23 protein-coding genes and 2 tRNA genes are annotated in these 25,462 nt (G+C 70.0%); 15 read left to right on the forward strand and 10 right to left on the reverse strand.

Going from position 1 to position 25,462, the window contains the following annotated elements; all coding sequences use genetic code 11:
• Positions 1-17 precede the first annotated feature (17 nt).
• The 3 genes from LHJ74_RS34385 to LHJ74_RS10260 are packed head-to-tail and all read left to right on the forward strand — an operon-like array spanning position 18 to position 2,594.
• Entirely contained in the window at positions 18-1,619 is a 1,602-nt protein-coding gene (locus LHJ74_RS34385; RefSeq protein WP_375546710.1) for a DMT family transporter, read from the forward strand.
• Positions 1,606-1,836, forward strand: a complete 231-nt coding sequence (locus LHJ74_RS10255; RefSeq protein WP_260217590.1) for a Trm112 family protein — start codon at positions 1,606-1,608, stop codon at positions 1,834-1,836. The genes LHJ74_RS34385 and LHJ74_RS10255 overlap by 14 nt, the downstream gene beginning before the upstream one ends.
• The gene (locus LHJ74_RS10260) at positions 1,833-2,594 is read left to right on the forward strand and encodes an FkbM family methyltransferase (RefSeq protein ID WP_260217591.1); all 762 of its coding nucleotides are present in this window, start codon (positions 1,833-1,835) and stop codon (positions 2,592-2,594) included. Before LHJ74_RS10255 ends, LHJ74_RS10260 begins: the two co-directional genes overlap by 4 nt.
• Positions 2,595-2,639: 45 nt before the next feature.
• Here LHJ74_RS10260 and LHJ74_RS10265 read toward each other — a convergent pair whose 3' ends face one another.
• Both LHJ74_RS10265 and LHJ74_RS10270 read right to left on the reverse strand, forming a co-directional pair.
• Positions 2,640-3,050, reverse strand: coding sequence for a nuclear transport factor 2 family protein (locus LHJ74_RS10265; RefSeq protein WP_260217592.1), 411 nt, complete (start codon positions 3,048-3,050; stop codon positions 2,640-2,642).
• Between the two features lie 124 nt (positions 3,051-3,174).
• Positions 3,175-3,552 carry a nuclear transport factor 2 family protein gene (locus LHJ74_RS10270; RefSeq protein WP_260217593.1) on the reverse strand — a complete coding sequence of 126 codons (378 nt, stop codon included), beginning with the start codon at positions 3,550-3,552 and terminating at the stop codon, positions 3,175-3,177.
• Between the two features lie 196 nt (positions 3,553-3,748).
• Between LHJ74_RS10270 and LHJ74_RS10275 the strand changes: the two genes are divergently transcribed.
• A complete protein-coding gene (locus tag LHJ74_RS10275; protein ID WP_260217594.1) occupies positions 3,749-4,186 on the forward strand; it encodes an RrF2 family transcriptional regulator in 438 nt (145 codons plus the stop codon).
• Positions 4,187-4,297: 111 nt separating this feature from the next.
• Positions 4,298-5,509 (forward strand): globin domain-containing protein, encoded by a 1,212-nt coding sequence (locus LHJ74_RS10280; RefSeq protein ID WP_260217595.1) that lies wholly within the window; start codon positions 4,298-4,300, stop codon positions 5,507-5,509.
• On the opposite strand, the gene LHJ74_RS10285 is transcribed toward LHJ74_RS10280, so the two are convergent.
• From LHJ74_RS10285 to ku, 3 genes are all read right to left on the reverse strand, one after another.
• Positions 5,487-6,284 (reverse strand): hypothetical protein, encoded by a 798-nt coding sequence (locus tag LHJ74_RS10285; RefSeq protein WP_260217596.1) that lies wholly within the window; start codon positions 6,282-6,284, stop codon positions 5,487-5,489. The genes LHJ74_RS10280 and LHJ74_RS10285 overlap by 23 nt on opposite strands.
• On the reverse strand, positions 6,269-6,880 hold the full coding sequence (locus tag LHJ74_RS10290; protein ID WP_260217597.1) for a sigma-70 family RNA polymerase sigma factor: 612 nt from the start codon (positions 6,878-6,880) through the stop codon (positions 6,269-6,271). Before LHJ74_RS10290 ends, LHJ74_RS10285 begins: the two co-directional genes overlap by 16 nt.
• A 184-nt stretch (positions 6,881-7,064) precedes the next feature.
• Positions 7,065-8,150 carry a non-homologous end joining protein Ku gene (ku, locus tag LHJ74_RS10295; RefSeq protein WP_260217864.1) on the reverse strand — a complete coding sequence of 362 codons (1,086 nt, stop codon included), beginning with the start codon at positions 8,148-8,150 and terminating at the stop codon, positions 7,065-7,067.
• 30 nt (positions 8,151-8,180) lie between these two features.
• Between ku and ligD the strand changes: the two genes are divergently transcribed.
• The gene (gene ligD / locus LHJ74_RS10300) at positions 8,181-9,074 is read left to right on the forward strand and encodes a non-homologous end-joining DNA ligase (protein WP_260217598.1); all 894 of its coding nucleotides are present in this window, start codon (positions 8,181-8,183) and stop codon (positions 9,072-9,074) included.
• 40 nt (positions 9,075-9,114) lie between these two features.
• Here the strand turns inward: ligD and LHJ74_RS10305 are convergent, their stop codons facing one another.
• Positions 9,115-9,414 carry a YtxH domain-containing protein gene (locus LHJ74_RS10305; protein WP_260217599.1) on the reverse strand — a complete coding sequence of 100 codons (300 nt, stop codon included), beginning with the start codon at positions 9,412-9,414 and terminating at the stop codon, positions 9,115-9,117.
• Between the two features lie 134 nt (positions 9,415-9,548).
• On the opposite strand from LHJ74_RS10305, the gene LHJ74_RS10310 reads away from it, so the two are divergent.
• Together LHJ74_RS10310 and LHJ74_RS10315 are read left to right on the forward strand one after the other, a co-directional pair.
• A tRNA-Asn gene (locus LHJ74_RS10310) sits at positions 9,549-9,621 on the forward strand.
• A gap of 232 nt (positions 9,622-9,853) precedes the next feature.
• Positions 9,854-9,927: transfer RNA gene (locus LHJ74_RS10315), tRNA-Ile, on the forward strand.
• 567 nt (positions 9,928-10,494) lie between these two features.
• On the opposite strand, the gene LHJ74_RS10320 is transcribed toward LHJ74_RS10315, so the two are convergent.
• The gene (locus LHJ74_RS10320; RefSeq protein ID WP_260217600.1) at positions 10,495-10,968 is read right to left on the reverse strand and encodes a cupin domain-containing protein; all 474 of its coding nucleotides are present in this window, start codon (positions 10,966-10,968) and stop codon (positions 10,495-10,497) included.
• 243 nt (positions 10,969-11,211) lie between these two features.
• On the opposite strand from LHJ74_RS10320, the gene LHJ74_RS10325 reads away from it, so the two are divergent.
• Positions 11,212-11,403, forward strand: a complete 192-nt coding sequence (locus tag LHJ74_RS10325; RefSeq protein WP_260217601.1) for a hypothetical protein — start codon at positions 11,212-11,214, stop codon at positions 11,401-11,403.
• Positions 11,404-11,432: 29 nt separating this feature from the next.
• Positions 11,433-12,674, forward strand: a complete 1,242-nt coding sequence (locus LHJ74_RS10330) for an MFS transporter (protein WP_260217602.1) — start codon at positions 11,433-11,435, stop codon at positions 12,672-12,674.
• 18 nt (positions 12,675-12,692) lie between these two features.
• On the opposite strand, the gene LHJ74_RS10335 is transcribed toward LHJ74_RS10330, so the two are convergent.
• The 3 genes from LHJ74_RS10335 to LHJ74_RS10345 all read right to left on the reverse strand — a co-directional run bounded on the left by LHJ74_RS10335 (position 12,693) and on the right by LHJ74_RS10345 (position 18,674).
• The gene (locus LHJ74_RS10335) at positions 12,693-13,076 is read right to left on the reverse strand and encodes a MerR family transcriptional regulator (protein ID WP_260217604.1); all 384 of its coding nucleotides are present in this window, start codon (positions 13,074-13,076) and stop codon (positions 12,693-12,695) included.
• Positions 13,077-13,292: 216 nt separating this feature from the next.
• Entirely contained in the window at positions 13,293-15,170 is a 1,878-nt protein-coding gene (locus tag LHJ74_RS10340) for a PhoX family protein (protein ID WP_260217605.1), read from the reverse strand.
• Positions 15,171-15,425: 255 nt separating this feature from the next.
• Entirely contained in the window at positions 15,426-18,674 is a 3,249-nt protein-coding gene (locus LHJ74_RS10345) for a LamG-like jellyroll fold domain-containing protein (protein ID WP_260217606.1), read from the reverse strand.
• 573 nt (positions 18,675-19,247) lie between these two features.
• Here LHJ74_RS10345 and LHJ74_RS10350 point away from each other — a divergent pair.
• The 5 genes from LHJ74_RS10350 (at position 19,248) to LHJ74_RS10370 (ending at position 25,460) form a co-directional block, all read left to right on the forward strand.
• The gene (locus tag LHJ74_RS10350) at positions 19,248-20,330 is read left to right on the forward strand and encodes an ABC transporter substrate-binding protein (protein WP_260217607.1); all 1,083 of its coding nucleotides are present in this window, start codon (positions 19,248-19,250) and stop codon (positions 20,328-20,330) included.
• Positions 20,331-20,406: 76 nt separating this feature from the next.
• Entirely contained in the window at positions 20,407-22,026 is a 1,620-nt protein-coding gene (locus LHJ74_RS10355) for a sugar ABC transporter ATP-binding protein (protein WP_260217608.1), read from the forward strand.
• Positions 22,023-22,997: an ABC transporter permease gene (locus LHJ74_RS10360; protein ID WP_260217609.1), complete on the forward strand. Its 975-nt coding sequence runs from the start codon at positions 22,023-22,025 to the stop codon at positions 22,995-22,997. Before LHJ74_RS10355 ends, LHJ74_RS10360 begins: the two co-directional genes overlap by 4 nt.
• The gene (locus LHJ74_RS10365; RefSeq protein WP_375546711.1) at positions 22,994-24,067 is read left to right on the forward strand and encodes an ABC transporter permease; all 1,074 of its coding nucleotides are present in this window, start codon (positions 22,994-22,996) and stop codon (positions 24,065-24,067) included. Before LHJ74_RS10360 ends, LHJ74_RS10365 begins: the two co-directional genes overlap by 4 nt.
• A gap of 259 nt (positions 24,068-24,326) precedes the next feature.
• Positions 24,327-25,460: a LacI family DNA-binding transcriptional regulator gene (locus LHJ74_RS10370; protein ID WP_260217610.1), complete on the forward strand. Its 1,134-nt coding sequence runs from the start codon at positions 24,327-24,329 to the stop codon at positions 25,458-25,460.
• The last annotated feature ends 2 nt before the right edge of the window (positions 25,461-25,462 follow it).

Genomic DNA, 25,462 nt, shown 5'->3' on the forward strand with positions numbered 1-25,462 from the left:
TCGCAGGGGAGGCCGTAATGATCTGGGGGGTCGCCTCGGCGCTGCTGGCCAACCTCCTCTTCAGTGCCGGTTTCGTGATCGAGAAGCGGGCGCTCTCCTCGCTGCCTCCGCTGTCCGCCGGGCAGCCGGGGCAGCTGGTGCTGCATCTGCTGCGCAGCCCGCTGTGGATACTGGGCGCCGCCTCACTGCTGCTGGGCTTCACCGCCCAGCTCGCCGTGTACCGGACGCTGCCGCTGATCGCCGCCCAGGGGTTGTTCGTCACCGGCCTGGTGATGCTGCTGCTGCTCTCGGCGCGCTTCCTGGGTGAGAAGTCCTCCGGCCGGGAACGCCAGAGCATGGTGGCGATCGTGGCCGCCCTCGTCATGATCGTCTTCTCCCTGCGCGGCAGCCCGGAGGAGATCAGCAGGCTGGCCCCGGCGCCGGTGCTGCTGCTGATCTGCGTACCGTCGCTCGCGCTGGGGCTCGGCATCTTCTTCACGGCGGAGCGGCGCTCGAGACGGCGCCACCGGCTGCCGACGGCGGGTGTGCCGTACGGCGTCGCCGTCGGCTTCCTCTACGGGGTCAGCTCGCTGGCCATCAAGGGGGTGGCGGGGCTGCTGGACCTCGGCGATCCGGGCGGCACCGCCGCCGACGTGCTGACCTCGCCCTACCCGTACCTGCTGCTGGTCACCGGCTCCACCGGGCTGGTGCTGTCACAGACGGCGCTCCAGCGCTGCCGCGCGTCGCTGATCGTGCCGGTGTGCACGACGGTGACCTTCCTCTACACGGTCGTCAGCGGCACGGTCGCCTTCTCGGAGCCACTGCCGGACGAACCGCTGCGGCTGGCCCTGCGGGTGGGCGGGGCGGCGCTGGCGATCTCGGTGCTGCTGGCGCTGCCGCGCCACGATGAGCCGACGGAGACGGACGGGCCGGACGGGCCGACCGAGACGGACCGGGCGGCAGCCGCGTCGGGCGAGGGCGCGCCGGGCGGAGAGGGCGCGTCGCAGGGCAAGAGGGCCGAGCAGGCCGGAGCTACCGCGCCGCCCGCAGACCCGGCGCGGCCCGCAAACCCGGCACTGCCCGCAGACCCGGCACTGCCCGCAGCCGGGCGCCCGATCTCCGCGACGGGCCCCACCGGGGTGCCGGAGCCGAGGGCAGGCGGCGCGTTCCGTCCGGCATCCCGGCCGAGCGACCGGCCGGAACCCACCGCAGATCCCGAGCCCACGCCGGAGGCCGGGTTCTGGCCAGTGCCACCGCCGGAAACCCGCTCTCCGTCCGGGCCCGCCACCCGGCCCGCAGCCTCCCCCGGCCCTCCACGAGAAGACGCCGCCGACGAGGCGCCGGACGCCCCCGGACCCGGCACCCCGGCTGAGTCCGGGCCCGCTGCTGCCTCTGCCGCCGGGCCCGCCACCGGCCCGCAGGCCGGGACCGCCTCCCCTTCCCCTTCCCCGTCCCCGTCCCCGTCCTCGCCCTCGTCCTCGTCCTCGTCCACAGCCGCGGGCACATCCCCGGTCACACCCGCAGCCACACCGATACCCGATACGGGCCAGCGCCCGGTTCCACCACCCGGACCGGCGTCCGAGCTTCGCCCGCGCCCCGGCCCGGACCGCACGAAAGGCCGTCCCCATGTCTCCCGATGACCCGATCCTGAAGATCCTCGCCTGCCCTCTCGACAAGGGCCCGCTCACCCTCCTCCTGCCGGAGGACGCCCTCTACAACCCCCGGCTCCGCCGCCGTTACCCCATCCTCGACGGCGTCCCCCAGCTCCTCCCGTCCTCCGGGGAGCAAATCTCGGACGAAGAACACGAGCGCTTGCAGAAACAACATGCCGACGTCCCCGAGGAGCCCCCCTCGTGACCCTGGCCGCCCGTCTCGCCCCCCATCTGCCGCCACGCGTCCTCGCCTCGGCGACCGACTTCCTCTACCCCCGCTTCGAGCCCGAGCTGCGGCACCTCGCCGACTTCTGCCCGCGCGGCGGCACCGCAGTGGACATCGGCGGCTGGTACGGGCCCTGGTCCCGCCGGATGGCCGCACGGGCGGACCGGGTGGTCACGATCGAACCCGTACCGCATCTGGCCCGCCGTCTGCGCGCCACCACTCCCCCGAACGTCGAAGTCCTCCAGGCCGCCGCCACCGACCACAACGGCACGGCCACGCTGTGGCTGCCGCCGGACGGACGCGGTGACCGTGGCATCTCCTCCCTCGTACGCCGGGAGTTGCATGACGTCGCACTGGACGTGCCATGCCTGGCGCTGGACGAACTGAGCCTGGGAGATGTGTCATTGCTCAAGGTGGATGTCGACGGCAGTGAACTCGCCATGCTGCGCGGCGCGGAGGCGACCATCCGCCGTGAGCGGCCCGCGCTTTTCATCGAACTCGAGGTACGCATCCAGCCGTTGGAGCCGGTGATCGATTTTCTTGCCGCGCTCGCCTACACGGGCTGGGTGCTGCCCGGCCGTGACTGGACCCCGCTCGCCGAATTCGACCTCGCGGCGCACCAGCAACGGACGGTGCACGTCGCCGACGACGGGCTGCTGCGCCGCTCCCTGGCGCCCCATCGCCGGTACGTCAACTCGGCACTCTTCCTCCCGGACGCCCGCACCCCCGGCTCCTGAACTCCCTTGTCCCGCCGTCACCACGGGGCGGCCCGCCGGAGGGGGTCAGGCCCAGTCGACGGGCGTCGCCTGGTGGAAGTACAGCCGCCACCGCGCACCGCCCCCGTCCTCGCCCTCACGGCCGGTGCCCTGAGCCCTCCAGAGCGAACTGCGCCATGCGCGGTGACCGTTGTCGTCGGACACGTAGGTCAGATGCACGATGCCTGGCGCCAGCAGCACACCGGCCATGCCGGTTACGGTGATCGGTGATTCCGCCGCACCGCCGCCGGACGGGCGGGGCGCGACGGCGCCGAGGATGGTGACGCGGTCCCAACGGCGGCCGGACCTCCCGAACTCCACGAAGCCGGGATCCAGCAGTTCGGCGACCAGCTCCGGGGAGACCCGCACCGCGGGCTCCAGCAGCCGCAGCTCTCCCTCGACGGCGGCCTCCACCGACCGCTCGCGTTGCGCGTCCATGCGGGAACGATAGGCGACCGCACGGCGGGCGCGGGCGACGCGGAAGGTGCGGGAGGCGGGACAGGTGCGGGAGGCGCCGGAGTCGGGGAAGGCGCGGCAGCAGCCGAGTCGGCGCGGATCTCCGTCACGTCGGCGGAAGTTCGGCGATGGGGCTGAGGTGGATGCAGGCGAGCTGCCATTGGCCGCTCTCGCACACGAGGAGCTGTGTCACCCGGAAGTGCCCGTCGACGTCCCGGCCTTCGTAGATGCTCTGCTGGCTCTGCACTCCGTTGGCGACCGCCGCGTTCTCGTAGCGGCGCAGTTCGACCCGCTCCCAGTCGAACGAGTCGTGGACCAGGCTGCCCGACTCGTAGCGCTCCAGCCACTGTTCGCGGTCGATGATGAAGCCTCGAGGTCCGATGCCGTGGAAGTCGTCAGCGAGCAGCGCGTTCAGGACTTCGGTGTCTCCGAGGAGTTCCGCCTCGGCCCAGCGCCGGCCGAACTCCGCCAGTTCCTGGTCCATTCCATGGCCTCCTTGGCCTGCCCGGTTACGTTGTGTCCCCCTAGGATCCGCCGAGAGTACTCACGCGTACATCACTCGCCAGAAGGTGATGGACGTACTCCCGCTGTCATCCTGCCTGTTTCCGGATACCCCACTGGGAGTAGTCCACCCTGGCCATTAATTGGACTTCAGAATGCCAATTAGCTAGGCTCCGGGCGTGCGACTCACCAAGAGCACCGACATCGCCCTCCGCATCGCCATGCGACTCGCCGTACTGGAAGAGGCACCGACGACCCGCGAGGTGGCGACCGCCGTCGAAGTGCCGTACTCACACGCCGCGAAGGTGGTCAGCAGGCTTCAGCACCTTGGCATCGTCGAGGCACGACGCGGCCGGGGCGGCGGGCTGGCGCTCACCACGGCCGGCCGGACCGGCTCGGTCGGCCACCTGGTCAGGGAACTGGAGGGGGCCGGGGACGTCGTCGACTGCGACGGCGACCAACCCTGCCCACTGCGGGCCGCGTGCCGCCTGCGAGCAGCACTGCGGACCGCACAGGAGGCATTCTTCGCCTCGCTCGACCCGATCACGGTCGGCGACCTCGCGAAGTCCCCGACCGGACCCGTACTGCTCGCACTCAGTGCGCGCCCCGGCGACTGAGCCGCACACATCACCGCCCGCCGACGAGCGGATGACGCACTCCACAAAATACGAATCTCGCATGCATATTCTCTGCTGGATGCGGGGAACCCGATGTACGAGGAGCTGCAGATGCCGCTGTCACCGAAGTCCACCGAAACCGTCCGCGCCACCCTCCCGCTGGTCGGCGCGTCCATCGGGGAGATCGCCTCACGTTTCTACGAGAGGATGTTCGCGGCTCGGCCCGAGCTCCTGCGGGACTTGTTCAACCGCGGCAACCAGGCCAACGGCAACCAGCAGCGCGCCCTGGCAGGCTCCATAGCCCAGTTCGCGGCGCGGCTCGTGGGACCGCCGCCGGACCCGCACAGCCACGGGACGCCGGACGGCGGCCCCGCCCTCTCCCGCATCGCGCACAAGCACGCCTCCCTCGGCATCACTCCCGACCAGTACGAGATCGTGCACGAGCACCTCCTCCCGGCCATCGCGGACACCCTCGGGAACGCCTGCACGGCGGCGGTCGCCGAGGCGTGGAGCGAGGTCTACTGGCTGATGGCGGACACCCTGATCGAGCAGGAGCGGAAGCTGTACGCGGAGACCGGCACCTCGTACGGCCAGGTCTGGCGCCCGTACCGGGTGACCGGCCGGATCGAGGAGACGGCGGACGTCGCGACCTTCCTCGCCCAGCCCGCCGACGGCGCACAACTGCCACCCGCCCTGCCCGGCCAGTACGTCTCCGTACGGGTCGAACTGCCCGACGGCGCACACCAGATCAGGCAGTACAGCCTCTCCGGCTTCCCGGACGACGCGCTCCGCTTCACCGTGAAGCGGGTGCAGGGGGACCGGCCCGGCGAGGTGTCGCACCACCTGCACACACATCTGCGCGAGGGCGCGACGGTCGAGCTGAGCGCCCCACGCGGTGACCTCACACTCGCGCCTGGCGACGGACCGGTGCTGCTCGCCTCCGCGGGCATCGGCTGCACCCCGATGACCGGGATGCTGTCCCGCCTCGCCGCCGACGCGTCACCCCGGCGGGTGCTGGTCGCCCACGCCGACCGCAGCCCGGAGACACACGCGTTCCGGGCGGACCTGGAACAGTTCGCGGCCAAGCTGCGGAACGCCCATGTCGCACTCTGGTACGAGCACCCGGCGTCCGACGGCGGCCGGCCCTCAGCCGCCCGCACGGGGCTGATGGACCTGAGCGTGCTGGACATCCCGGAGGGCACCACGGCCTACCTGTGCGGGCCCGTCGGCTTCATGACGGCCGTGCGCCGGCAGTTGACGGACGCGGGGGTACCCGCGGCGCGCATCCGCTACGAGTCGTTCACCCCCGGCCCGGACCTCTGAACCCGGGCGCGGCGTCAGCCGTCGGCGGAGTCCCTGTCGGCGAGCTCTGTGCAGCGGGGGGCGCCACCGGCAGCCGCGCGACCATGCGACCGCTCTCGTCCTGGACGAGAAGCGTGGTGATGTCAGGCCGGGGCATTGCCGTCACCATGCGGGTGCGCATGGGCGTGTCACCGTCGCCCGCGCGCACGCTGCCCGCCGACTGACGCCTCCCCTGCGCGTCGCCGGTCATGAGGTGGTACGTCTCACCGGGCTGGAGCCCGGACAGGGACACCGGAACCTCCGTACCCCAACTGTGCGCGATCATCGGCTCCTTGCGGGACAGCGTCACCTCTGCCACCGCCGGCGCCCCGTGGTGGTCACCGGGCACCACCGTCGTCAGCACCGCACAGGCGGCAAGCACCACTCCGGCGGCCACGGCCGCGGCCCGCCGCCGTTTGACGCCGCCCTTCGGCGCCCGCGACGGCTTCGGGTGGTCGGCGTCGGGCACCTCATCGGACCGATCGACTCCTCCGTCAAGCGCGAACCAGGCACCGCGCGGCTGCCCGGCCGGCGGCAGGCCGGAGTCGGGACCGGGACCGGAGCCGGAGCCGTCAAGAGGCGGGCCGGCCCGTCCAAAAGTCCTGATCACCCGGCGCACCCCCGCCAGTTCGGCGGAGCAGCCCGTGCAACACGCGAGATGGCGGGCCAGAGGAGCCGGCAGCGGCCGGTCCAGCAGGAGCAGCTCGGTGAGTTCGACGCGGATCGCGTGGCAGGAAGGTGTCACGGGGCCAGCCATCCTTTCTCCTCCAGGATCCCGCGCAGAGCGCGCACTCCGTAATAGAGCCGGCTTCGCACGGTGGAAGCCGGGATATCGAGTTCGGCAGCGAGATCGGCGCACGTCCGGCCGAGGAAGTACACGTCCAGGACGATTTGCCGGTGCTCGGGCGAGAGCCGCCGCAGCGCCTCGTCGAGTTCTATGCGCGTCAGCAGCTGATCGAACTTGTCGGACGGATCACGCTGCTGCTCGCCTTCCTCCGCCGGTCCGGCGAGCGGCTCCCGTGCCGCCCTGCGCCGCCTTGCGTCCGTCACGACGTTGCGGGCGATCGCGAACAGCCAGGTGCGCAGGCTGGCACGACGGTGGTCGAAGGAGTCGGCGGCCCGCCAGGCCCTGACGAACGTCTCCTGCACGACGTCCTCGGCGAGTTGTTCGTCAGCGAGGGCGCTGTACGCGAAGCCGAGCAGCTCCTTGCCGTGCCGGTCGCAGGCGAGCCGCATGTCCTGCTCGCTTTCCAGGGAGCTGAGGGCCTCCTGCCGGGCGGCGGACCGCCCCCCTGACTTCCATAGCCGGGCCACCACTACACCGACCCGCCGCATGCCGCCTGCCGACTGCACTCCTCCACTACGAGCGCCCCTCCACCGCACCGGACGATGTGTCACAGGGGATACGCGCTCCAGAGGAGAAGCGTCGAACACCCTCTTCGTGACCTGGGTCACATATCCGGCTGGGAGCCTCCGCTGGGCCCCGCCGGGGCGGCGGACTGCAACAGCGGGCCCGCCAGGGATCACCCGCCAGACCTTAGGCGGACTTCCGTGGTGTCCGCTTCTGCGCGGCCCGCTTTCCCGCGGAGCCACCTTCGCCCGCGCTCCCGGACGACGCACCAGCCTTCGCGGTGCCCTGCTTCGCGGCGGTGCCCTTCTTCGCGGCCTTCTTCGCGGCGGTGCTCTTCTTCGCGGTCTTCCCTGACGGGGCCTTCTGCGATGCGGTCTTCTTCCCGGCAGGTGCGGCCTTCTTCTTCGCCGCGCCCTTCCGGCGCATCTCATGCACCGTCCCGCCAGGCCCCGACTCCGCCTCCTCCGACCCCGCGGCCGCCCCCGGAACGTCCTCGCGCGACTCCTTCGCCGCCTGCACCGAGCTCTCCAGCACCGACATCAGGTCCAAGACCTTCCCCTTCTCGGCCGGAGCCCGCTTCTCCGCCGCCGGCGCGGCGCCCTGCTCCTTCGCCGCGACCAGCGCCTCCATCGCCTCGCGATAGTCGTCGTGCAGCTCGCCCGTGTCCAGCTCACCCAGCGTCGCCATCAGGGTGTCCGCCAGGTCCAGCTCCGCGTCGCGCACCTCCACCTTGCCGCTCGGGGCCATACCCTCGGCCGACCGGATCTCGTCCGGCCAGAGCATCATGTGCAGAGTGAGCGTGTCCTGGTACACCCGCACCATCGCCAGGCTCTCCCGGCCGCGCAGCGCGAACTTCGCTATGGCGACCTTCCCCGAACGCTCCAGCGCCTCCCTGAGCAGCACGTACGGCTTGCTGGCACCCTGCCCGTCGCCCGACAGGAAGTACGAGCGGTCCAACCGGATGGGGTCGATCTCCTCGGCGGGCACGAAGGCGAGGATCTCCACCGTCTTGGCCGTCGGCAGCGGGAGGGAGGCGAGGTCCTCGTCCGTGAGCTGGACTGCCGTCCCGTCTGCCGCCTCGTATGCCTTGCCGATCTCCTCGCCGGGTACCTCGCGCTCGTCCAGCTCGCACACCTTCCGGTAGCGGATACGACCGCCATCCGTGGTGTGTATCTGACGGAACGAGACGCTGTGACTCTCGGTAGCAGAGAACACCTTGATCGGGATGGTGACCAGACCGAAGGATATGGACCCTTTCCAGATGGAACGCATCATTTGTCCCTTCCATGGGACTCTCAGGGTATGCCCATGGCAGAGATCGAGGGCCGCAAAGTGGCGCTCAGCAATCTCGACAAGATCCTGTATCCGGCCGCCGGATTCACCAAGGGTGAGGCCGTGCACTACTACGCCTCGGTCGCCGACGCCGTCCTCCCCCACCTCTACGGGCGCCCCGTCTCCTTCCTCCGCTTCCCGGACGGCGTGGAGGCGCAGCGGTTCTTCGCGAAGCACGTGCCGCCCGGGACCCCCGACTGGGTGACCACCTGCAAGGTCCACCGCAGCGGCGGCAAGACGGGGCAGCAAGTGCTGATCCAGGATCTCGCGAGTCTGATCTGGGCGGCCAATCTGGCCGCACTGGAACTGCACACCCCCCAGTGGCGGATCGAATCCGAACGCCAGGCGGACCGCATCGTCTTCGACCTCGACCCCGGCGACGGCGACGGCGCCACCGTCCTCGACTGCCGCACCGTCGCCGTCTGGCTGCGCGAACGGCTCGCCGAGGACGGCTTCACCGCCCATCCCAAAACCTCGGGCTCCAAGGGCCTCCACCTCCTGGCAGCCCTCGTACCCACCGACAGCCACGCCGCCTCGGCCTACGCCAAGACGCTCGCGCGGGAGGCCGAGGCCGCCCTCCCCGACCTCGCACTGCACCGGATGACCAGGTCACTGCGCGCCGGGAAGGTGTTCGTGGACCACTCCCAGAACTCCTGGGCCAAGACCACCGCGACCCCGTACACCCTGCGCGCCAAGGCCCGTCCCACCGTCTCCACACCCGTCACCTGGGAGGAGCTGGAAGCCGCCCGCACCCCGGACGACCTGGTCTTCCTCGCATCGGACACGCCCGAGCGGCTCCAGCAGCACGGGGACCTCCTGGCCCCACTGCTCGACCCCGCGCAGGCGCGGCCCCTTCCTTCGTGATCAAGGACACATGCGTGACCAAGCACACACTTTTCCGTGCTCAGGTGTTGCTGGTGCCCCAGTCGTCGTCTGCGGGGACGCCGCGGTCGCGCATCGCGTGCACCTTGTCGCTGACCAGGGGCGGAAGCCGGTGCCCGACCCTGTCGTTGACCGTGTCGAAGGCCCTGGTCGCCATGGAGCGCCCATTGAGCGCGGCGGCCTCCGCGGCGTTGCGCACGGCCGGGTTCTGGGCGAACTGTTCCGCACCCTGCCGAATCTGTTCGTAACGCTCCCTGCCGGAGCGCGTGCCGAGCACGTATCCGATGGCCAGTCCGACGACGAACGTCAGGCGGTACCGCATGGCGCAACCCTTTCCTTGTCCTGTCTGGGGGCGCGCGCAAAACCGATTTCGGCGCAGCCCCGGGCATGCGCTAATGTATTGCTCGCAGCGAGGGAACGCCCCCGGAGGCGGGTAGGCGAGTCCGAGCAGTGCAGTCCCCTGTAGCTCAATCGGCAGAGCAGCCGGCTGTTAACCGGCAGGTTACTGGTTCGAATCCAGTCGGGGGAGCAGTATCAAGGGCCCCGCGAGGGGCCCTTTCTCATTGCCCCGGCCGCCTCCCGGCGGCGCCTCGGCACCTCCCGGCAGCGTTCCCGGCAAAGCGAACCGCCGAACCGGGAACCGCGCGGGCCAGGAACGATGTCCTGATCAACAGCGGTCTCCACCCGGCACGGGCGGGAGATCGTATGAGCAGCTATGCTGCGGCAGACGGCGCGCACACTTGTGCGCGGCACGCCGTTTCGGGGCGGTAGCTCAGCCGGTTAGAGCAGCGGACTCATAATCCGTCGGCCGTGGGTTCGAGTCCCACCCGCCCCACTCTGGCTCCCCAGCCGACCTCCCCACCGGAGCTGGGGCCTTGGCTCAGCAGCACCTCTGCGTTGCCACTGTGAAGATCACCAGCTCGGCCACGGGCGCAGACGATCACGCCATGCCACGAAGAAGCCCCGACCCCTGCCGGTATCGGTGCGCCGCTCCTGCTCGAGCACGCTGTCGATGATCGAATCCCGCCACGCGCCACGACCGTGAACGTGATCGCGGATGCGCCTGGCTCGGCAAAGGAAGGGGATCTTTCGTTCCGTTAGGGGGTCAGGCTCTCGTCAGCCGCCGCGAGCGCCAGATGCCACGGGTACGCCTCGGGACGCCCCTGCCCTGGCGCGCACTGGGCATGGACCCGCCAGCCTCCCTTAAAGCACAGCCAAGCCGGGCACACCGCCCGCCCCGCAGCCTGGGCCTCTCGGGAATCGGTTCACCTCTGCTCAGGCGGGGGTGTTCCAAGGGTCGGTGGGGCAATGCCTCACCGCGCCGGTCCGTGCACGGCAGGGTGCCAGCGTCGCTGACGGCCACCGTTGGAGTGGAGGTGCCCCCTGTGACGCGGCGGCTCGCTCAGTCGAAGGTGTAGTTGTATTTTCCGGCGAGGGCCGTCATCGCCTGGACGTCGGCGTCGTTCAGAGGCGGTCCGACCACGCCGCGAGTGCCGGGGGATCCGATTTCGGCGAACATGCCGTCCATACCGGCGGGTGCGTACAGGAAATATATGCGGGCCGGTGTGGTGCGGCTCAGGTTCCTGAATGAGTGGCGCACACCTTTCGGCACGTATACGACCCCACCGGGCGCAACCTCGTACGAATCGTCGCCCGCGGTGATGACGAGTTCGCCCTCCATCACGATGAATGTCTCCGATTCACCGTGATGCGTGTGCGGTGGGGGCCCGGCATCGGCGGGCATGATTGCCTCGATCAGCGAGAACTCCCCGCCGGTCTGCCCCGAATCGAGGAGCGTCGTGTACGTGTCACCCACGAGGTGGACAGCCGAGCCGCCCTCCACGGGCACGTGAACCGGGGGTAAGCCGAGTGACATGAGGCTCCTTCGGTGCTCAGTGACCACGCGTCGGCACAGGGGGCAAGTGAGCGCGGGAGCAAGCCACTTCTGGCCGCGCCCTGCACTCACATTATGGTCGGAAACGGCCACTCAGGGCCAGTACGCCGACGCTCACCCGCTGTGACGGCCCGCCATCGCGACTGCGCTGGGAGCCCTTCGCCGTCCCGGAGGAGGCTCCGCGCCCGCTGGCGGGGGTGCCGGACGCGGGGGTGCCGGACGCCCATGGGCCTCCACCCGCTGGAGCGCCTGATGGTCCTCGGCCCCGGCGGAGGGCGGCAGAGCCTCTTCTTCCACGCGCCCGACCACGAGGTCCTGGACGAGCGCGACGAACGCGTCAGCCTCTTCACGGTCATCGAGTCCCTCTACGCACCACGGCGCGACGGGGCGTTCTCCAGCAGCAGGACTTGCCCTTGACGCTAGTGTCAGCGTCCTACGGTGCCCGCATGATTGCTGATGCGAGTGATGTGGTGCGTCCGCGCGGGCCGGGGTGGCTGGTGTGTCTGCTGCTGACGACCTTCGTGATCGGTACGGACGATTTCGTGATCGCGGGGCTGCTGCCTCAGATCGCGGAGGATCTGCAGGTGAGTGAGGCTGCGGCCGGGCAGCTGGTGACGGTGTTCTCGGTGACGTATGCGGTGGCGGCGCCGGTCCTCGCGGTGCTGACGGCCCGGCTGCCGCGCAAGGCGCTGGTGGTAGGGGGCCTTGTCGTGTTCGCGGTGGCCAACGTCGCCACCGCGCTCGCACCCGGCTACGGGCTGCTGATGGTGATGCGGGTGGTGGCCGCGTTGGTCGCGGCCTCCCTCACCCCGGCGGTGTTCGCGCTCGCGGGCCGCCTCTCGGCGCCGGAGCGGATCGGCCGCTCCATCGGCACCGTCGCCGCCGGCCTCACGGTGTCGCTCTTCGTCGGCGTGCCGCTGGGCACGCTGGTGGGCGACGCGTTCGGCTGGCGGGCCACCTTCCTGGCCGTCGCCCTGCTCACCGTCGTGGTCGCCGCGGCGGCCGCCTGCTTCCTGCCGCGCCTCTCGGGCGCCACCGAAGCCACCGTCGCCCAGAAGCTGCGCATCCTGAGCCGCCCCGCCCTCCTGATGTGCGTGGCCGGGACGGTGCTGGGTGCCAGCAGCGGGCTGATGATCTACACCTACATCGCCCCGGTCACCGAGAACCTCACCGGGAAGAACGGCGCGGTCCTCGCCCTGTTCATCGCCGTGATCGGTGTCGCCGGCGCCGTGGGCACCTTCGCCGGAGGCCGCCTCACCGACAGCTGGGGCGCCGACAAAGCCCTGTTGGCCACCTTCACCGGTCTCGTCGTGGCGACCGCCGGACTCGCCCTCATCGGCACCACCGCCCAACAGGACGCCCCGGTCTGGCTCGTGGCCCTCGCCCTGGCCCTGTGGGGCTTCGCCGCCTGGGGCTTCAACCCCCCTATGAACACCCGCGCCCTCCACCTCGCCCCGGATGCCGGAACCGAAGCCGTCGCCCTCAACACCAGCGGCCTCTACCTCGGCATCGCCCTCGCCGGCGCTGTCGGCGGCGCCGCGCTCAGCACCCACAACGGCACCGGAGTCTCCCTCACCGCCACCGGTACCGGCCTGGCCGCCCTCCTCCTCATGACCGCCGCCATCCGCCGCCACCCCACCGCCACTCCCCTCGCCAAAACCCCTGCCGCCCGGGTCACCGTCCCGTGAAGACCTGCAGGAAGATGCCTAAGGGCTGTCCCGTTGCGGCACGACCGCCTCTTCCAGTTCGGCACAGTGCTGGACCAGCCGGTCCCTGACCTGTTGCAGCCGGGCGATCCTGTCCTCCAGTCCCGCCAGCCGCCGCTGCGCCGTTTCCACTTCGGCCGCACAGCGGGGGGAGTCGGTCAGGCGGTGTTCCAGGCAGCCCGCAGAGAGGTAGAGCAGGACGTCATCGGTGGTCAGTCCAGCGACGAGCAGATCCTTGATGTTGCGTACCCGGTCGAGAGCGGCTTCCTCGTACTCGCGGTGCCCGTTGGCGTCCCTGGAAGGCGAAAGGAGCCCTTGCTGCTCGTAGTAACGCAGGGAGCGAGGGCTGACGCCGACTCGTTCGGCGAACTCTCCGATGCGCATGTTCCGCTCCGTAAGCATGTCGGCTCTCTGAGAGGTTGGCCTGGCACCTGCGTAAGACCAACCGCTGCCGCCGTATTCCAGCAAGGGGGTCTTCGCTCCGGGCGACCCCCCGCGAGTCGGCTCGGCCGCCGAAGGCGAGACCTGGACGGGGAGGCCGCGGCGGCGGCAGCGAACCCCACGTCGCCGCGCCGGTATGCCGCCCTGCCCGCACCCCCGTCAGCCGCCGACCACGCCGCCGTCTTCCCTGGTGATGACGATCGTTGCTGACCGGGGACGTCCGGTGGCGCTGAAGTCCGGCCAGTTCGAGCTCGCCCGGGGGTCCTGGGGCGTGCCCGAGTCGCCGGGGTGCTGGATGTTGACGAACAGCGACCGGCCGTCGGGCGTGGAGGTGATGCCGGTGATCTCGCAGCGCGGCGGCCCGACCAGGAAGCGCCGGATGTCACCCGTGCGCGGATCGGCTGCCAGCATCTGGTTGTTCTGCTCGGCGCCGTCGACCGTGGGCTGGGTGCCGTCGGTCTGGATCCAGAGCCGCCCCTCGGCGTCGAACCAGAGACCGTCGGGCGAGCCGAAAGCCTGGTCCGGCGGGACGGTGGCGCCGCTGGCCTGGTCCCCGGCGAGGAGGAACACGTCCCAGTCGAACGTCTCCGCGCCGGGGTCTCCGCCCTCGTCGATCTTGATGATGTGGCCGAAGCGGTTTTCCCGTCGTGGATTGGCCGCGTTCACCGACTCGGTCCGGGCCGTGTTGTTCGTGCAGGTGAAGAACACCGCGCCGGTGCCGGGCTGCACGGTGCACCATTCCGGGCGGTCCATCGGGGTCGCGCCCACGGCGTCGGCCGCGAGGCGGGTGCGGATCAGCACCTCGGCCTGGTCTGCGAAGCCGTCGGCCGCGGTCAGGCCCGGCTCACCGTGCACCAGCGGAAGCCAGCTGCCGGTGCCGTCCTCGTCCAGCCGCGCCACATAGAGGGTGCCCTTGTCGAGCGGGCTGCGTCCGCGCTTGTGCGCCTTGTGGATCCGCTCCGCGCCCACGAACTTGTAGAAGTAGTCGAACTGCGTGTCGTCGCCCATGTAGACGACGGCCTCGCCGCGCCTGCCGCGTACGACGACGGCGTTCTCGTGCTCCATACGGCCCAGGGCGGTCCGCTTCTTCGGTGTCGACGTGGGGTCGAAGGGGTCGATCTCCACCACCCAGCCGAACCGGTTGTACTCGTTGGGCTCCTCCCTCATGTCGAATCGGGCCTCCGTGGTGTGCCACGGATACGGCTCCTCCGATCCGATGCCGTAGCGCTCCTCGACGGAACCGGCCGCCGGTGGCTCCTCGCCGAAGTAGAAGTACTTGTTGATCGTCTCCTCGCACGTCAGATAGGTGTCCCAGGGCGTCGGCCCGCTGGCGCAGTTGTTCAGGGTGCCCAGCACCCGGACGCCGGTGGGGTCCGCGTGGGTACGCAGCAGTGGGTGTCCCGCGGCGGGTCCGGTGACCTCGGCGGACGTGGTCATGGTCACCCGGCGGGCGAACTTCGACTCGACGAGGTGCCACCGGGCGTCGCGGTCCCGCTCGACCTCGATGATCGACACTCCGTGCGCGGCGAGCGACTTGGCGGTCTTCTCCGGCGACCAGTCGGCCCGGCCGTCCGTGTGCAGCAACTGCTCGCTCGTCGCCTCGTGGTTCACGCAGAGCAGGCCCGAGCGTCCAGAAGGTCCGCCCTTCAGCGGAAAGAACCACATGCCGTCGTGGTGGTCACCCGCCTGATGCGCCTGCTCCGCCGCGCTGTTGCCTGCGTCCTCGGCGAACGCGGGCCCGGAGGGCACGATCGGGTGGCCCCAGGGGAAGAGCACCTGGTGCTGGTATCCGGGCGGCAGCACGACCGTGTCGGCGACGCTCGGCTGGACCGCGGGGAACCCGAGCAGCCCCGGCCTGCCGTGGCCGGCGCCGGGCGTGGCGCCCGGCTGGGTGCCGGCCGCAGCCTCGGGCGTGGCCGTGGCGCCGAAGAACGAGGCCGTGGCGGTGGCGAGCCCGCCTGCCAGGACCGTCCGGCGGGACAGGCGGCGCCGGGCGAGCTCGGACATCGAGGGTGAAGCGGCACTGTCGGGGCGCACGGAGGGCCTCCAGCCATGGAAGTGGACCGCGAGGTTGGTTGCCGCGGTCGGGGCAGCCGTAACCCTAGGAAGCGGAGGTGGCCCGGTCTTCGTGCGCACGTGAACAGGGGCCCAACACTGCGGCGGCACCGGCTGGGCCTTCGCGGCGAGGCCACGAAGGAGAGTGCCGGGCCGCCAAGCGGAACGCAACGCCCGTGGTGCCGGGCGCGCGGACAGGGCCCGCGCGCCCGGCACCGGTGCGGTCGCCGCCAAAGGCTACGGCTTCTCCGCAGCGTTGAGGGCGCTCACCTCCTCGGCGGTGAGTGCCTTGTCGTAGGCGTGCACCTGGTCGATCGCGCCATCCCAGAAGTCGCCGTGCTGGCCGTTCCACTGGGCGCGGCCGAGGGAGAGGGGGCCGGTGCTGACGTCGGCCGGGCCGGGTTCGGCGGTGGCGACCAACTTGCCGTCGAGGTACAGCTTGATGTCGTCACTCGCGGTGTCCCGCACGCCGACGAGGTGGTACCAGCGGTCCAGTTCGGGCTCCGTCTCCACGCGGGCACGGTTGCCGCCGGGCATGCTGAACGCGAAGGCGCCCTGCCCGTACTGGAGGTAGAACGGGTTCTCCTGGCGTCGCCCGTCCTGGCTGACCGCGGTCGCGTAGTTGTCCGGGACCGAGTCGAGCGTGACCCAGGCCGACACCGAGTAGCTCTTCGTGGTGTCGAGGACGGGCCCGCCGGTCTGGGCGTACTGGCCGTCGCCGTCGAAGCTCAGTGCGCTGCCGCTGACGCCGGGGGTCCAGGTGGTGCCGTCCGTGAGCGTGAGTGTGCTCCCGTTGGGGCCCTCGTCCTGTGCGGTGGTGCCCTTGCCCTCGTCGAGGGGCCAGGATCCTCCGCCGCTCAGTTCGTCCCGCTCACCGGCGGCGGCGCCGGCCTCGATGACCTTGCGGTTGATCTCGCGCACCTTGGACGGATCGACCTTGATGTCCCGTCTGTCATAGGTGTAGAAGCCGTTGAGCTCGTTCTCCAGGTCGGTGATCTGGGTGTAGACCGAGCCGGAGAGCTCGGCACCGGCTGCCTCCAGGTAGAACGTCTCGGTGTTCTCGACGTACTTGCGGGTGAGCGCGTCCTTGTCGGCGACGCCACTGTAGATCGCGGCGGGCGCGCCCGGCCACATGTGTCCGGGCGTACGGAGGGTGAAACCGCCGTGCTCACCGTCCATCGCCGCCCGGTTCTCGTCCGGGAAGGGAGGGTCGGTGTTCGTGTAGTCGTGGTGGTCGATGACGTCGCCCTTGCCGGAATCGCCCTTCGAAGCACAGCAGTTCACACCGCTGTGGGCGTTCACGACACGGGAGGGGTCGGCGGCCTTGACGGACTCGGCGATCCGGCCGGACTCCTCGCGGTTCCACTCGCCCCAGCCCTCGTTGAAGACGACCCAGCCGATGACCGACGGCGAGTTGTGCCGCTGCCGCATCATCTCCTTGCCCTCGGCGACGAAGGCCTTCTGGCCGCTCTCGTCGGGGAGGTCGCCGGAGACGAAGTCCTGCCACACCAGCAGACCGAGCTTGTCGGCGTGGTGGTACCAGCGGGCGGACTCCACCTTGATGTGCTTGCGCACGGCGTTGAAGCCCAGCCGCTTCTGGGCCTTCAGGTCGAAGGCGAGGGCGGCGTCGCTGGGCTGGGTGTGCAGGCCGTCGGGCCAGAAGCCCTGGTCCAGCATGGCGAGGGAGAAGACCGGCTTTCCGTTGAGTACGAGCTTCTGGTAGCCGCCGACCTTCTCGATCCCGACCTTCCGCATGCCGAAGTAGCTCTTGATCTTGTCCTTCGACTTCCCGTCGGTCAGCTTGACGTCGAGGTCGTAGAGGTACGGATCGTCGGGGGACCACAGGTGCTGCCTGCTGACGGGCAGGCGCAGTTCTTTGTTCGCCGGCCCGCTGACCGAGCCGACCTCCTTGCCCTTGGCGTCGCGGGCGACTGCCTTGACGCGGGCGCTGGAGGAGGCGTCCTCGGAGTTGACCGTCACGGCCAGGCTGCTGGAGTCGATGTCGGGCGTGGTCTTGATGCTGTCGACCGAAGCGGCGGCGGCGACCGGCTCCATCCAGACCGTCTGCCAGATGCCCGACGACTGGGTGTAGACGATGCCGCCCGGATCGGTGGACTGCTTGCCCTTCGGCTGGTTCGCACCGCCGGTGTCGGTGACCGCGACCACGATCTCCTGGGGTCCGGTGCCCTTGAGCGCGTCGCTGATGTCGGCACTGAAGGCGGTGTAACCCCCGGTGTGCTCGGTGACCTTCTTGCCGTTGACCCATACGCGGGCCTGGTAGTCGACGGCGTCGAAGTTGAGCTTCAGCCGGTTGCGGCTGCCGACCTTCCAGTTCTTCGGCACGGTCACGAGCTTGCGGTAGAACATGTGGTCCTCGTGCCGCTCCAGCCCGGAGAGCTGCGACTCGACCGGGAAGGGCACGGTGATCTTCTCGTCGAGGTCCTTGCCGAAGACCGGCTTCTCCCCCGAGTCGGCACCGGTGAACTGCCACGGGCCGTTGAGGTTCTTCCACTTGGCGCGGACCTGCTGCGGGCGGGGGTACTCGGGCAGCGGGTTCTTCTTGTCGAGCTCGTCTCCCCACTTGGTGGTGAGCCGGTGGGTGGAGTCGTTCTGCGCCGAGCGCCGGATCTCCGGCACGGTGTCGGAGCCTGCCGTGAGACCGCCCTCCCCGTCGTACGCGACGCGGATCTGCTGGTCCTTCTGGATGGGCGCGGACAGGGTGGCGACCAGGGAGTTGGGGTCGTCCGGAGCGACGGCTGCGGATTCGACCGGAATCGCGGTCGTGTCGGCCTCGACCTCCAGGTGGTCCTTGACCGCCTCGGTGCCGCCGACCTCGTTCTCGAACGTCGCCTTCAGACGCAGACCGTCACCGGAGACGCCGAGGTCCACCGGGTAGATCTCGAAGCCGGGGGGCGGGGTGAACGCCGTCTCCGGCACCAGTTGCTTCGCGGTGTCCGGGCCCGACCAGCGAAGGAACATGTTGGCGCCGCCGATGTCCTGGAACATCTCCATCCGGAACTCGTGCGACTCGCCCGCGGTCAGCCGGACCGCCGCGCTGGTCTGTTCCTTGTCCCAGTCGGGAACCCAGTGGTCGATCACCGGCTTGTCGTCGATGAACAGCCGGAAGCCGTTGTCGCCGATTCCGTAGAACGTGTAGTCGCCGGTGGCCGGCGGGGTGATCTGGCCGGTCCAGCGCGCCGTCGTGTGCTCCTGACGCCCCGTCATCGACTCGAAGGTGCCGGTCAGTCCGGGGAAGTTGATCTGGGGGTCGAGCGCTACGCCACCGAGGTCGGCGAAGTCGCGCGCGCCCGGCTCGGACATGCTGAAGTATTCACCCTTCAGGCCGTGGGCATCGGCGGACGCGGGGGCGCGGCTCGGCGGTTCGGCTGCCGAGGCCGCGGGGACAAGGGTGCCCGTCAGCGCCAGCGCGGCCGCGGTCAGCAGCGCCCAGATTCTGGATCGTGGGCGGGCGTGATGTCGTGTCATCGGAAGTTTCCTCGCACAGCGGGATCGGAGACGGACCTGCGTGGAGTGCGTGCGGCGACTGACGAAGACCCGTGAGGTGTCGTCTTCGCCCTCAGGGCACGGGTGTCTGGGGTACGACGGGACTACGGGACTACGCGAATACGGGACTACGCGAATACGGGACTACGGGACGCCGGAGCCCACAGCGGCGGCGGCACGCACCAGCGGTCGTTCCATCGTTGGAAATTTGGCCTGCAGCGGAATGACAGCACGCCCGGGAGTGGGTGTCCAGACCCGTGCGCCATCCGGCCGCCACCCCACCGCCACGACCCGCCGCCACGAGCGGACGCCGACCGCATCACATTCCGGAAACCTCACGCAACCCCCTTGCCGACCCCCGCGGAGCGGCTATATAACGTTGTAAACCAGAGCGGCCGACGGGCCGAACAGACGCTTTGGGGTCCTAGTTTCCGCTGGTCAGAGCGCCTTTTGCCGACCCCTGTCCTACCCCGGCACAGGCTGACTCTCCATACCCACGTTGCCCGGCCGCACCCACTCGGCGGCGCTGTCACCCATGCACGGGAGTGTCCCCAGATGATCAACTCGAACAGATCCCACACGCGGGCTGTCGCCCTGCTGCTCGCCACCACCGCCACGCTGGCCTTCTCCGGCTGCGCGAAGTCGGAGTCGTCCGGCGACACCGACGGCGACACGGGCCAGGCACCCCAGGCAGCCGAGACGGCGGGCAGTTCCGGTCCGGGCTGCTCGCTCAAGAGCTACGGCACGCCCGAGCTCGACCTCAAGGACGCGGTCGTCGGCTTCTCCCAGTCGGAGAAGGAGGCCAACCCGTTCCGCATCGCGGAGACTCAGTCCATCAAGGACGAGGCGAAGAAGGTGGGCGTCAAGAAGCTGCTCACCACCAACGCCCAGTCCCAGCTGTCCAAGCAGAACAGTGACATCCAGGCCATGCTGGCGCAGGGTGCCGACTTCCTGATCGTCGCGCCGCTGAACTCCGACGGCCTGGAGCCCGCCTTCAAGGCCGCCGCCGCGAAGAAGGTCCCGGTGCTCACCATCGACCGCGAGGTCAACGCCAAGTCCTGCGAGGACTATCTCGCCTTCCTGGGCTCCGACTTCGTCGAGCAGGGCAAGCGTGCCGCCGACGCGATGATCAAGGCAACCGACGGCAAGGGCAAGGTCGCCATCCTCCTCGGTACCTCCGGGAACAGCGTCACCACCGACCGCACCAAGGGCTTCGTCGACCAGGTGAAGGCCGAGGCCCCGGGTCTGAAGATCGTCGCCAAGCAGACCGGCGAGTTCGCCCGCGACAAGGGCCAGGAGGTGACCGAGCAGCTGATCCAGTCCAAGCCCGGCATCACCGCCGTCTACGCGGAGAACGACGAGATGGCGCTGGGCGCCGTCACCGCCCTGAAGGCGGCGGGCAAGAAGCCCGGCGATGACGTGAAGGTCGTCTCCATCGACGGCACCCGCAACGCCGTCAAGGCCCTGGCGAACGGTGAGCTCAACGCGGTGATCGAGTCCAACCCGCGCTTCGGTCCGCTCGCCTTCTCCACCGCGCAGAAGTTCTACGACGGTGAGGAGATCCCGGCCAAGGTGCTCATCAAGGACCGCGCCTACGACAAGTCCAACGCCAAGGAGTCCATCGGCGGCGCCTACTGACCCGCCCGGCGGGCCGCCACGGGCCCTGCCGTGGCGGCCGCGGAACCACCATCCGAACTCCGGAAGGCCAGCTCTTATGAAACCCCCCGAAGCGGCAGCGTCCGCGGCGGCCGGTAGACAGTCGCCGGCCCCACCGCCGGTGCTGGAGGCTCGCGGAGTCAGCAAGCACTTCCCGGGCGTGGTCGCCCTCGATGACGTCTCGTTCACCCTGGAGGCGGGCGAAACCCACGCTCTGGTGGGCGAGAACGGCGCGGGCAAGTCCACCTTGATCAAGGTACTGACCGGCGTCCACCGCCCGGACGGCGGCGAACTCCGGCTCTCCGGGCAGGAGGTGCACTTCGCCCGCCCCTTCGAGGCCCAGCAGGCCGGTATCTCCACGATCTACCAGGAAGTGAACCTGGTCCCGCTGCTGAGCGTGGCGCGCAACGTCTTCCTCGGCCGCGAGCCCAGGAACCGCTTCCGCCTGATCGACTTCCCGCGCATGAACAGCGAGGCCGCGGCACTGCTCGACGGGTTCGGAGTACGGGTCGACCCGCGCCGTCCGCTGCACACGCTCGGCGTCGGTGCCCAGCAGATGGTGGCGCTGGCCCGTGCCGTTTCCGTCAACGCCCAGGTCGTCGTGATGGACGAGCCGACCTCGTCCCTCGAACCGCGCGAGGTCGAAACGCTCTTCGGAGTCATCGCGGACCTGCGCCGTCAGGGCATCGCCGTCGTCTACGTCAGCCATCGCATGGACGAGCTGTACCGCGTCTGCGACCGCGTCACCGTGCTCCGCGACGGCCGGCACATCCACACCGGCGACCTGGCCGAACTGGACCGCATGCAACTGGTGTCGATGATGCTCGGCCGGGAGATCACCGAGGTCCGCCGGCACGGAGTGACAAGCTTCAGCCAGGAGGGGCACGACGTCGAGCGCCGGCCCGTCCTGAAGGCGGAGGGGCTGGCCCGACGACATCAGCTGGACGGCATCTCCCTGAACCTCCACCCGGGCGAAGTGCTGGGTCTCGGGGGCCTGCTGGGCTCAGGCCGGAGCGAGACCGCCAAGGCGCTGGCCGGGGCCCTGACGCTGGACGCGGGAAAGATCAGCATCGACGGCAGCGTACAGCGCCGCCATTCCTCCGCGAGCGCCATCCGGGCCGGGATCAGCCTGCTGCCGGAGGACCGCAAGGCGGAGGGCGTGGTGCCCGGACTCTCCGTCCGGGAGAACATCGTGCTCGCCGCGCTGCCCCGGCTGTCCCGCGCCGGCATCGTCTCGCGCGGGCGGCAGGACCGCATCGTCGAGATCTTCATGAAACGCCTGCGCATCAAGGCGTCCAGTCCGGAGCAGAAGGTCGGCGAACTCTCCGGCGGCAACCAGCAGAAGGTCCTGCTGGCCCGGTGGCTCTGCCTCGAACCCAAGGTGCTGCTGCTCGACGAGCCCACCCGGGGCATCGATGTCGGTGCGAAGGCCGAGGTGCAGGCCCTCATCGACGAGCTCGCCCAGCAGGGGCTCGCCGTGCTGCTGATCTCCTCCGACATCGAGGAGCTCATCGAGGGGGCCGACCGGATCCTGGTGCTCCGGTCGGGGGCCTCGGCGGGTGAGCTCACCGGTGACCAGGTCACCGAGGGCGCCCTGCTCGAAGCGCTCGCCGACCACTCCCCCGCGGCGCCGGAGGCCGGGACCACAGAGAACGCCGGCGAGGAGGCTGCCCGATGACGACAACCCAACCGGCCGCGACGGCGGAACGCCCCCTGTCGAAGTCCCGCGCTCCCGCCTGGTTCCAGGAGTACGGCGTGTACGCGGCGGTGGCCACGCTGCTGGTCTTCAACGCGTTCTTCACCGAGCACTTCCTCACCGTCGACAACCTCCGCACCCAGCTGATCCAGGTCGCCCCCATCGTCATCGTGGCGCTGGGCATGGCCCTGGTGATCGGCACGGAGGGTGTGGACCTGTCGGTGGGGTCGGCGATGGCGCTCTCGGCCGCGCTGCTGCCGCTCTATCTGGGCTACGGCCTGGTGCCTGCCCTGTTCATCGCGCTGCTGGCCGGTGCCGCCGTCGGCGCCGTCAACGGCACCCTGGTGTCGGTGGTGGGGCTGCAACCCATCGTCGCCACCCTCGCGCTGTTCGTCGGCGGCCGGGGAATCGCACTGGTCGTGGCCGACGGACAGCTCAAGCAGATCACCAACCCCGACGTCCTGGCCCTCGGCACCGGCAGCTTCCTCGGCGTCCCGCTGGTCGTCCTGATCGCCGGTGTGCTGACTCTCGCCGTCGCCTTCCTGGTGCAGCGCACCACCTTCGGGCGACAGGTCGTCGCGATCGGCGGCAACCGTTCGGCCGCGGCCCTCGCGGGCCTGCCCGTCAAGCGGGTCCTGACCGGCGTCTACGTCCTGTGCGGTGTGCTGGCCGCGCTGGCCGGGATCCTCGCCACAGCCCGCCTCACCGCCAGCGATCCCTCCTCCCTGGGCAACCTGATGGAGCTGTCGGCGATCACCGCGGTCGTGGTGGGCGGGACCCCGCTCAGCGGCGGTTCCATCCGGGTGCTGGGCACCGTCGCCGGAGCGCTGCTGATGCAGCTGCTGACGGCGACCCTCGTCAAGCACAACCTGCCCGACTCGACCGCCCAGATGGCCCAGGCGGTCATCATCATCATCGCCGTCTACGTCGCACGGGAGCGCCGGTCCCGATGAAACTCATGTCAGCACTCGGTTCTCCGAAGACCGCCGCCCCTCTTCCCTCCGCGCCTCTCGGCAAGGGCGGCCCCAGCCCAGGGTCCGCACCGGCCTCCCAGACGTCCGGCAAGGACCGGCTCGCCTCGTTCCTCCAGAGTCAGGGCGCGCTGGCGATCCTGATCCCCCTCATACTCATCTCCTCCTTCATCTATCCCACCTTCGCCACCCTCGACAACGCCCGTGGCGTGACGGTGCAGGCTTCGTTCCTCGCCATCGTGGCGCTGGGCGTGACGATGGTGATCATCACCGGCGGCATCGACCTGTCGGTCGGCTCGGTGTTCGCCCTCGGCGGCGTGCTCGCCGCCTGGGCCTCGCAGTGGGGCATGATTCCCGCGCTGCTGGTGCCCCTCGCGGTGTGCGGAGCGATCGGCGCGGTGAACGGCCTGCTCATCGCACGGGCGGGCATGGCCCCCTTCATCGTCACGCTCGCCTCCCTGCTGGGCGCCCGGGGACTGCTGCTCGCGATCACCGACGAGGGCGCCACCACCTATCTGGTGCCCAAGGACTCGGCGTTCGCCACGCTCGGCCAGGGCAGCATCTGGGGCTTCGGCTATCCGATCCTGATCGCTCTCGCGCTCTTCGGGGTGATCGGGGTGGTACTCCAGCGCACCTCGTTCGGCCAGACGGTCTTCGCCGTCGGCGGCAGCAAGGACGCGGCCACCCTGATGGGTCTTCCCGTCGCCCGCGTCAGAATGACGGTCTATCTGATGAGCGGGCTGCTGGCCGGGCTCGCCGGGGCGATCAACGCGGCACGGCTGTCCTCCGGCGTCACCATCATCGGTGTCGGAATGGAACTCGACGCGATCGCCGCCGTCGTCATCGGCGGAACGCTCCTCATCGGCGGTGCCGGATCCGTCAGCGGCACGCTGTGGGGCGTGCTCCTGCTGGCCGTCATCCAGAACCTCATCAACCAGATCGGTTCGCTCAACTCCTCCTACCAGTCCGTGGTCAGCGGCGGCTTTCTCATCCTTGTGGTGGTCTCGCAGCGGTATCTGACCGCGCGCACTCGCAGAGGGGCGGCACCGTGATACTTGGCTACGGCCTCGCCCACGTCCCATCGCGGGCGAGGTCGTTATCCGGGCGTGCCGACAGCGCGGCGAGATGCCGCAGCCGTCATCGTGCGCCCGCCAGGGACGAAGGGCCGGCCTCCAGGGCCTGAAATCCCGCCGGGTGGCCGCGTGGACACCCCCGCACAGCGGCCCGGCGCGCACCACCCCGGAGCCCGGACATCGCCGAGGCCCGATCCCGGTCGACGCATGTCGAACAGAGCCGAATACGAGGAGTGCCGTGGGCGTCAGCCTCAAAGACGTCGCGCAGCGAGCGGGCGTGTCGATCAAGACCGTTTCCAATGTGGTGAACAACTATCCCCACGTCACGCCGCAGATGCGCGCCAAGGTGCAGCAGGCGATCGACGAACTCGGCTACCGCCCCAATCTCACCGCGCGCCATCTGCGCAAGGGGCGCACGGGGATCGTCGCCCTGGCAGTTCCCGAACTCGGAAACCCCTACTTCGCGGAACTGGCCGGAGCCGTCATCGACGCCGCCGCGCGGCACGACTACACCGTCCTGGTGGACCACACCGCCGGCCTCCGCGAGCGAGAACTGCTGGTCTGCCAGGAATTCCGGTCCCATGTCATCGACGGACTCATTCTCAGCCCCATCCACCTGGAGACCGCGGACCTGGTCGCCAGGCAGGAGACCTCCCCGCTGGTGCTGCTCGGCGAGCGGGAGTACGAGGCGCCCTACGACCAGATCGCGATCGACAACGTGGCCGCCTCCCGTCTGGCGGTGCGCCACCTGCTGGACCTGGGACGCAGCCGGATCGCCTTCCTCGGCTCGCGCACCAGCCGGGAGCGCAGGCCCGCGCATCTGCGGCTGCGCGGATGGCGCGAAGAGCTCACCGCGGCCGGGCTGGAGCCCGACGAGACGCTGGTCGTCGCCACGGAGGGCTACGGCCGCGCTGACGGCGCTACGGCGATGACGACGCTGCTGGAGCGCGGCGCACCGCCGGACGCCGTCTTCGCCTACAACGACCTGATCGCCATCGGCGCGATGCGCACCCTCGCCGAACACGGCCTGCGGGTGCCCGACGACGTTGCCGTCGTCGGCTTCGACGACATCGAGGAGAGCAGCTACGGAACGATCACGCTGACCACCGTCTCACCCGACAAGCAGGCGATCGCCCGGCTGTCCGTGGACAGGCTGGTCGAGCGGCTCGCCGGGAAGCCGGTATCCGAGCCGCTGAGGATCAGGCCCGGATACCGGCTCGCCGTCCGGGAGTCGACGGGGTCCGTCCCCACCGGCGCGCACGGATCCGGCAACGGTACGGAGAACGCCACGCGAACCGACCCACTGCTCCCCGCCACCCCCCGCCATCCGGACACCCCCAGCCATCCGGACACAGCTCGCCACGAGGACTGATC

Origin of the sequence: Streptomyces gossypii, assembly GCF_025165795.1 — a bacterium.
Taxonomy (GTDB): Bacteria; Actinomycetota; Actinomycetes; order Streptomycetales; family Streptomycetaceae; genus Streptomyces; species Streptomyces gossypii.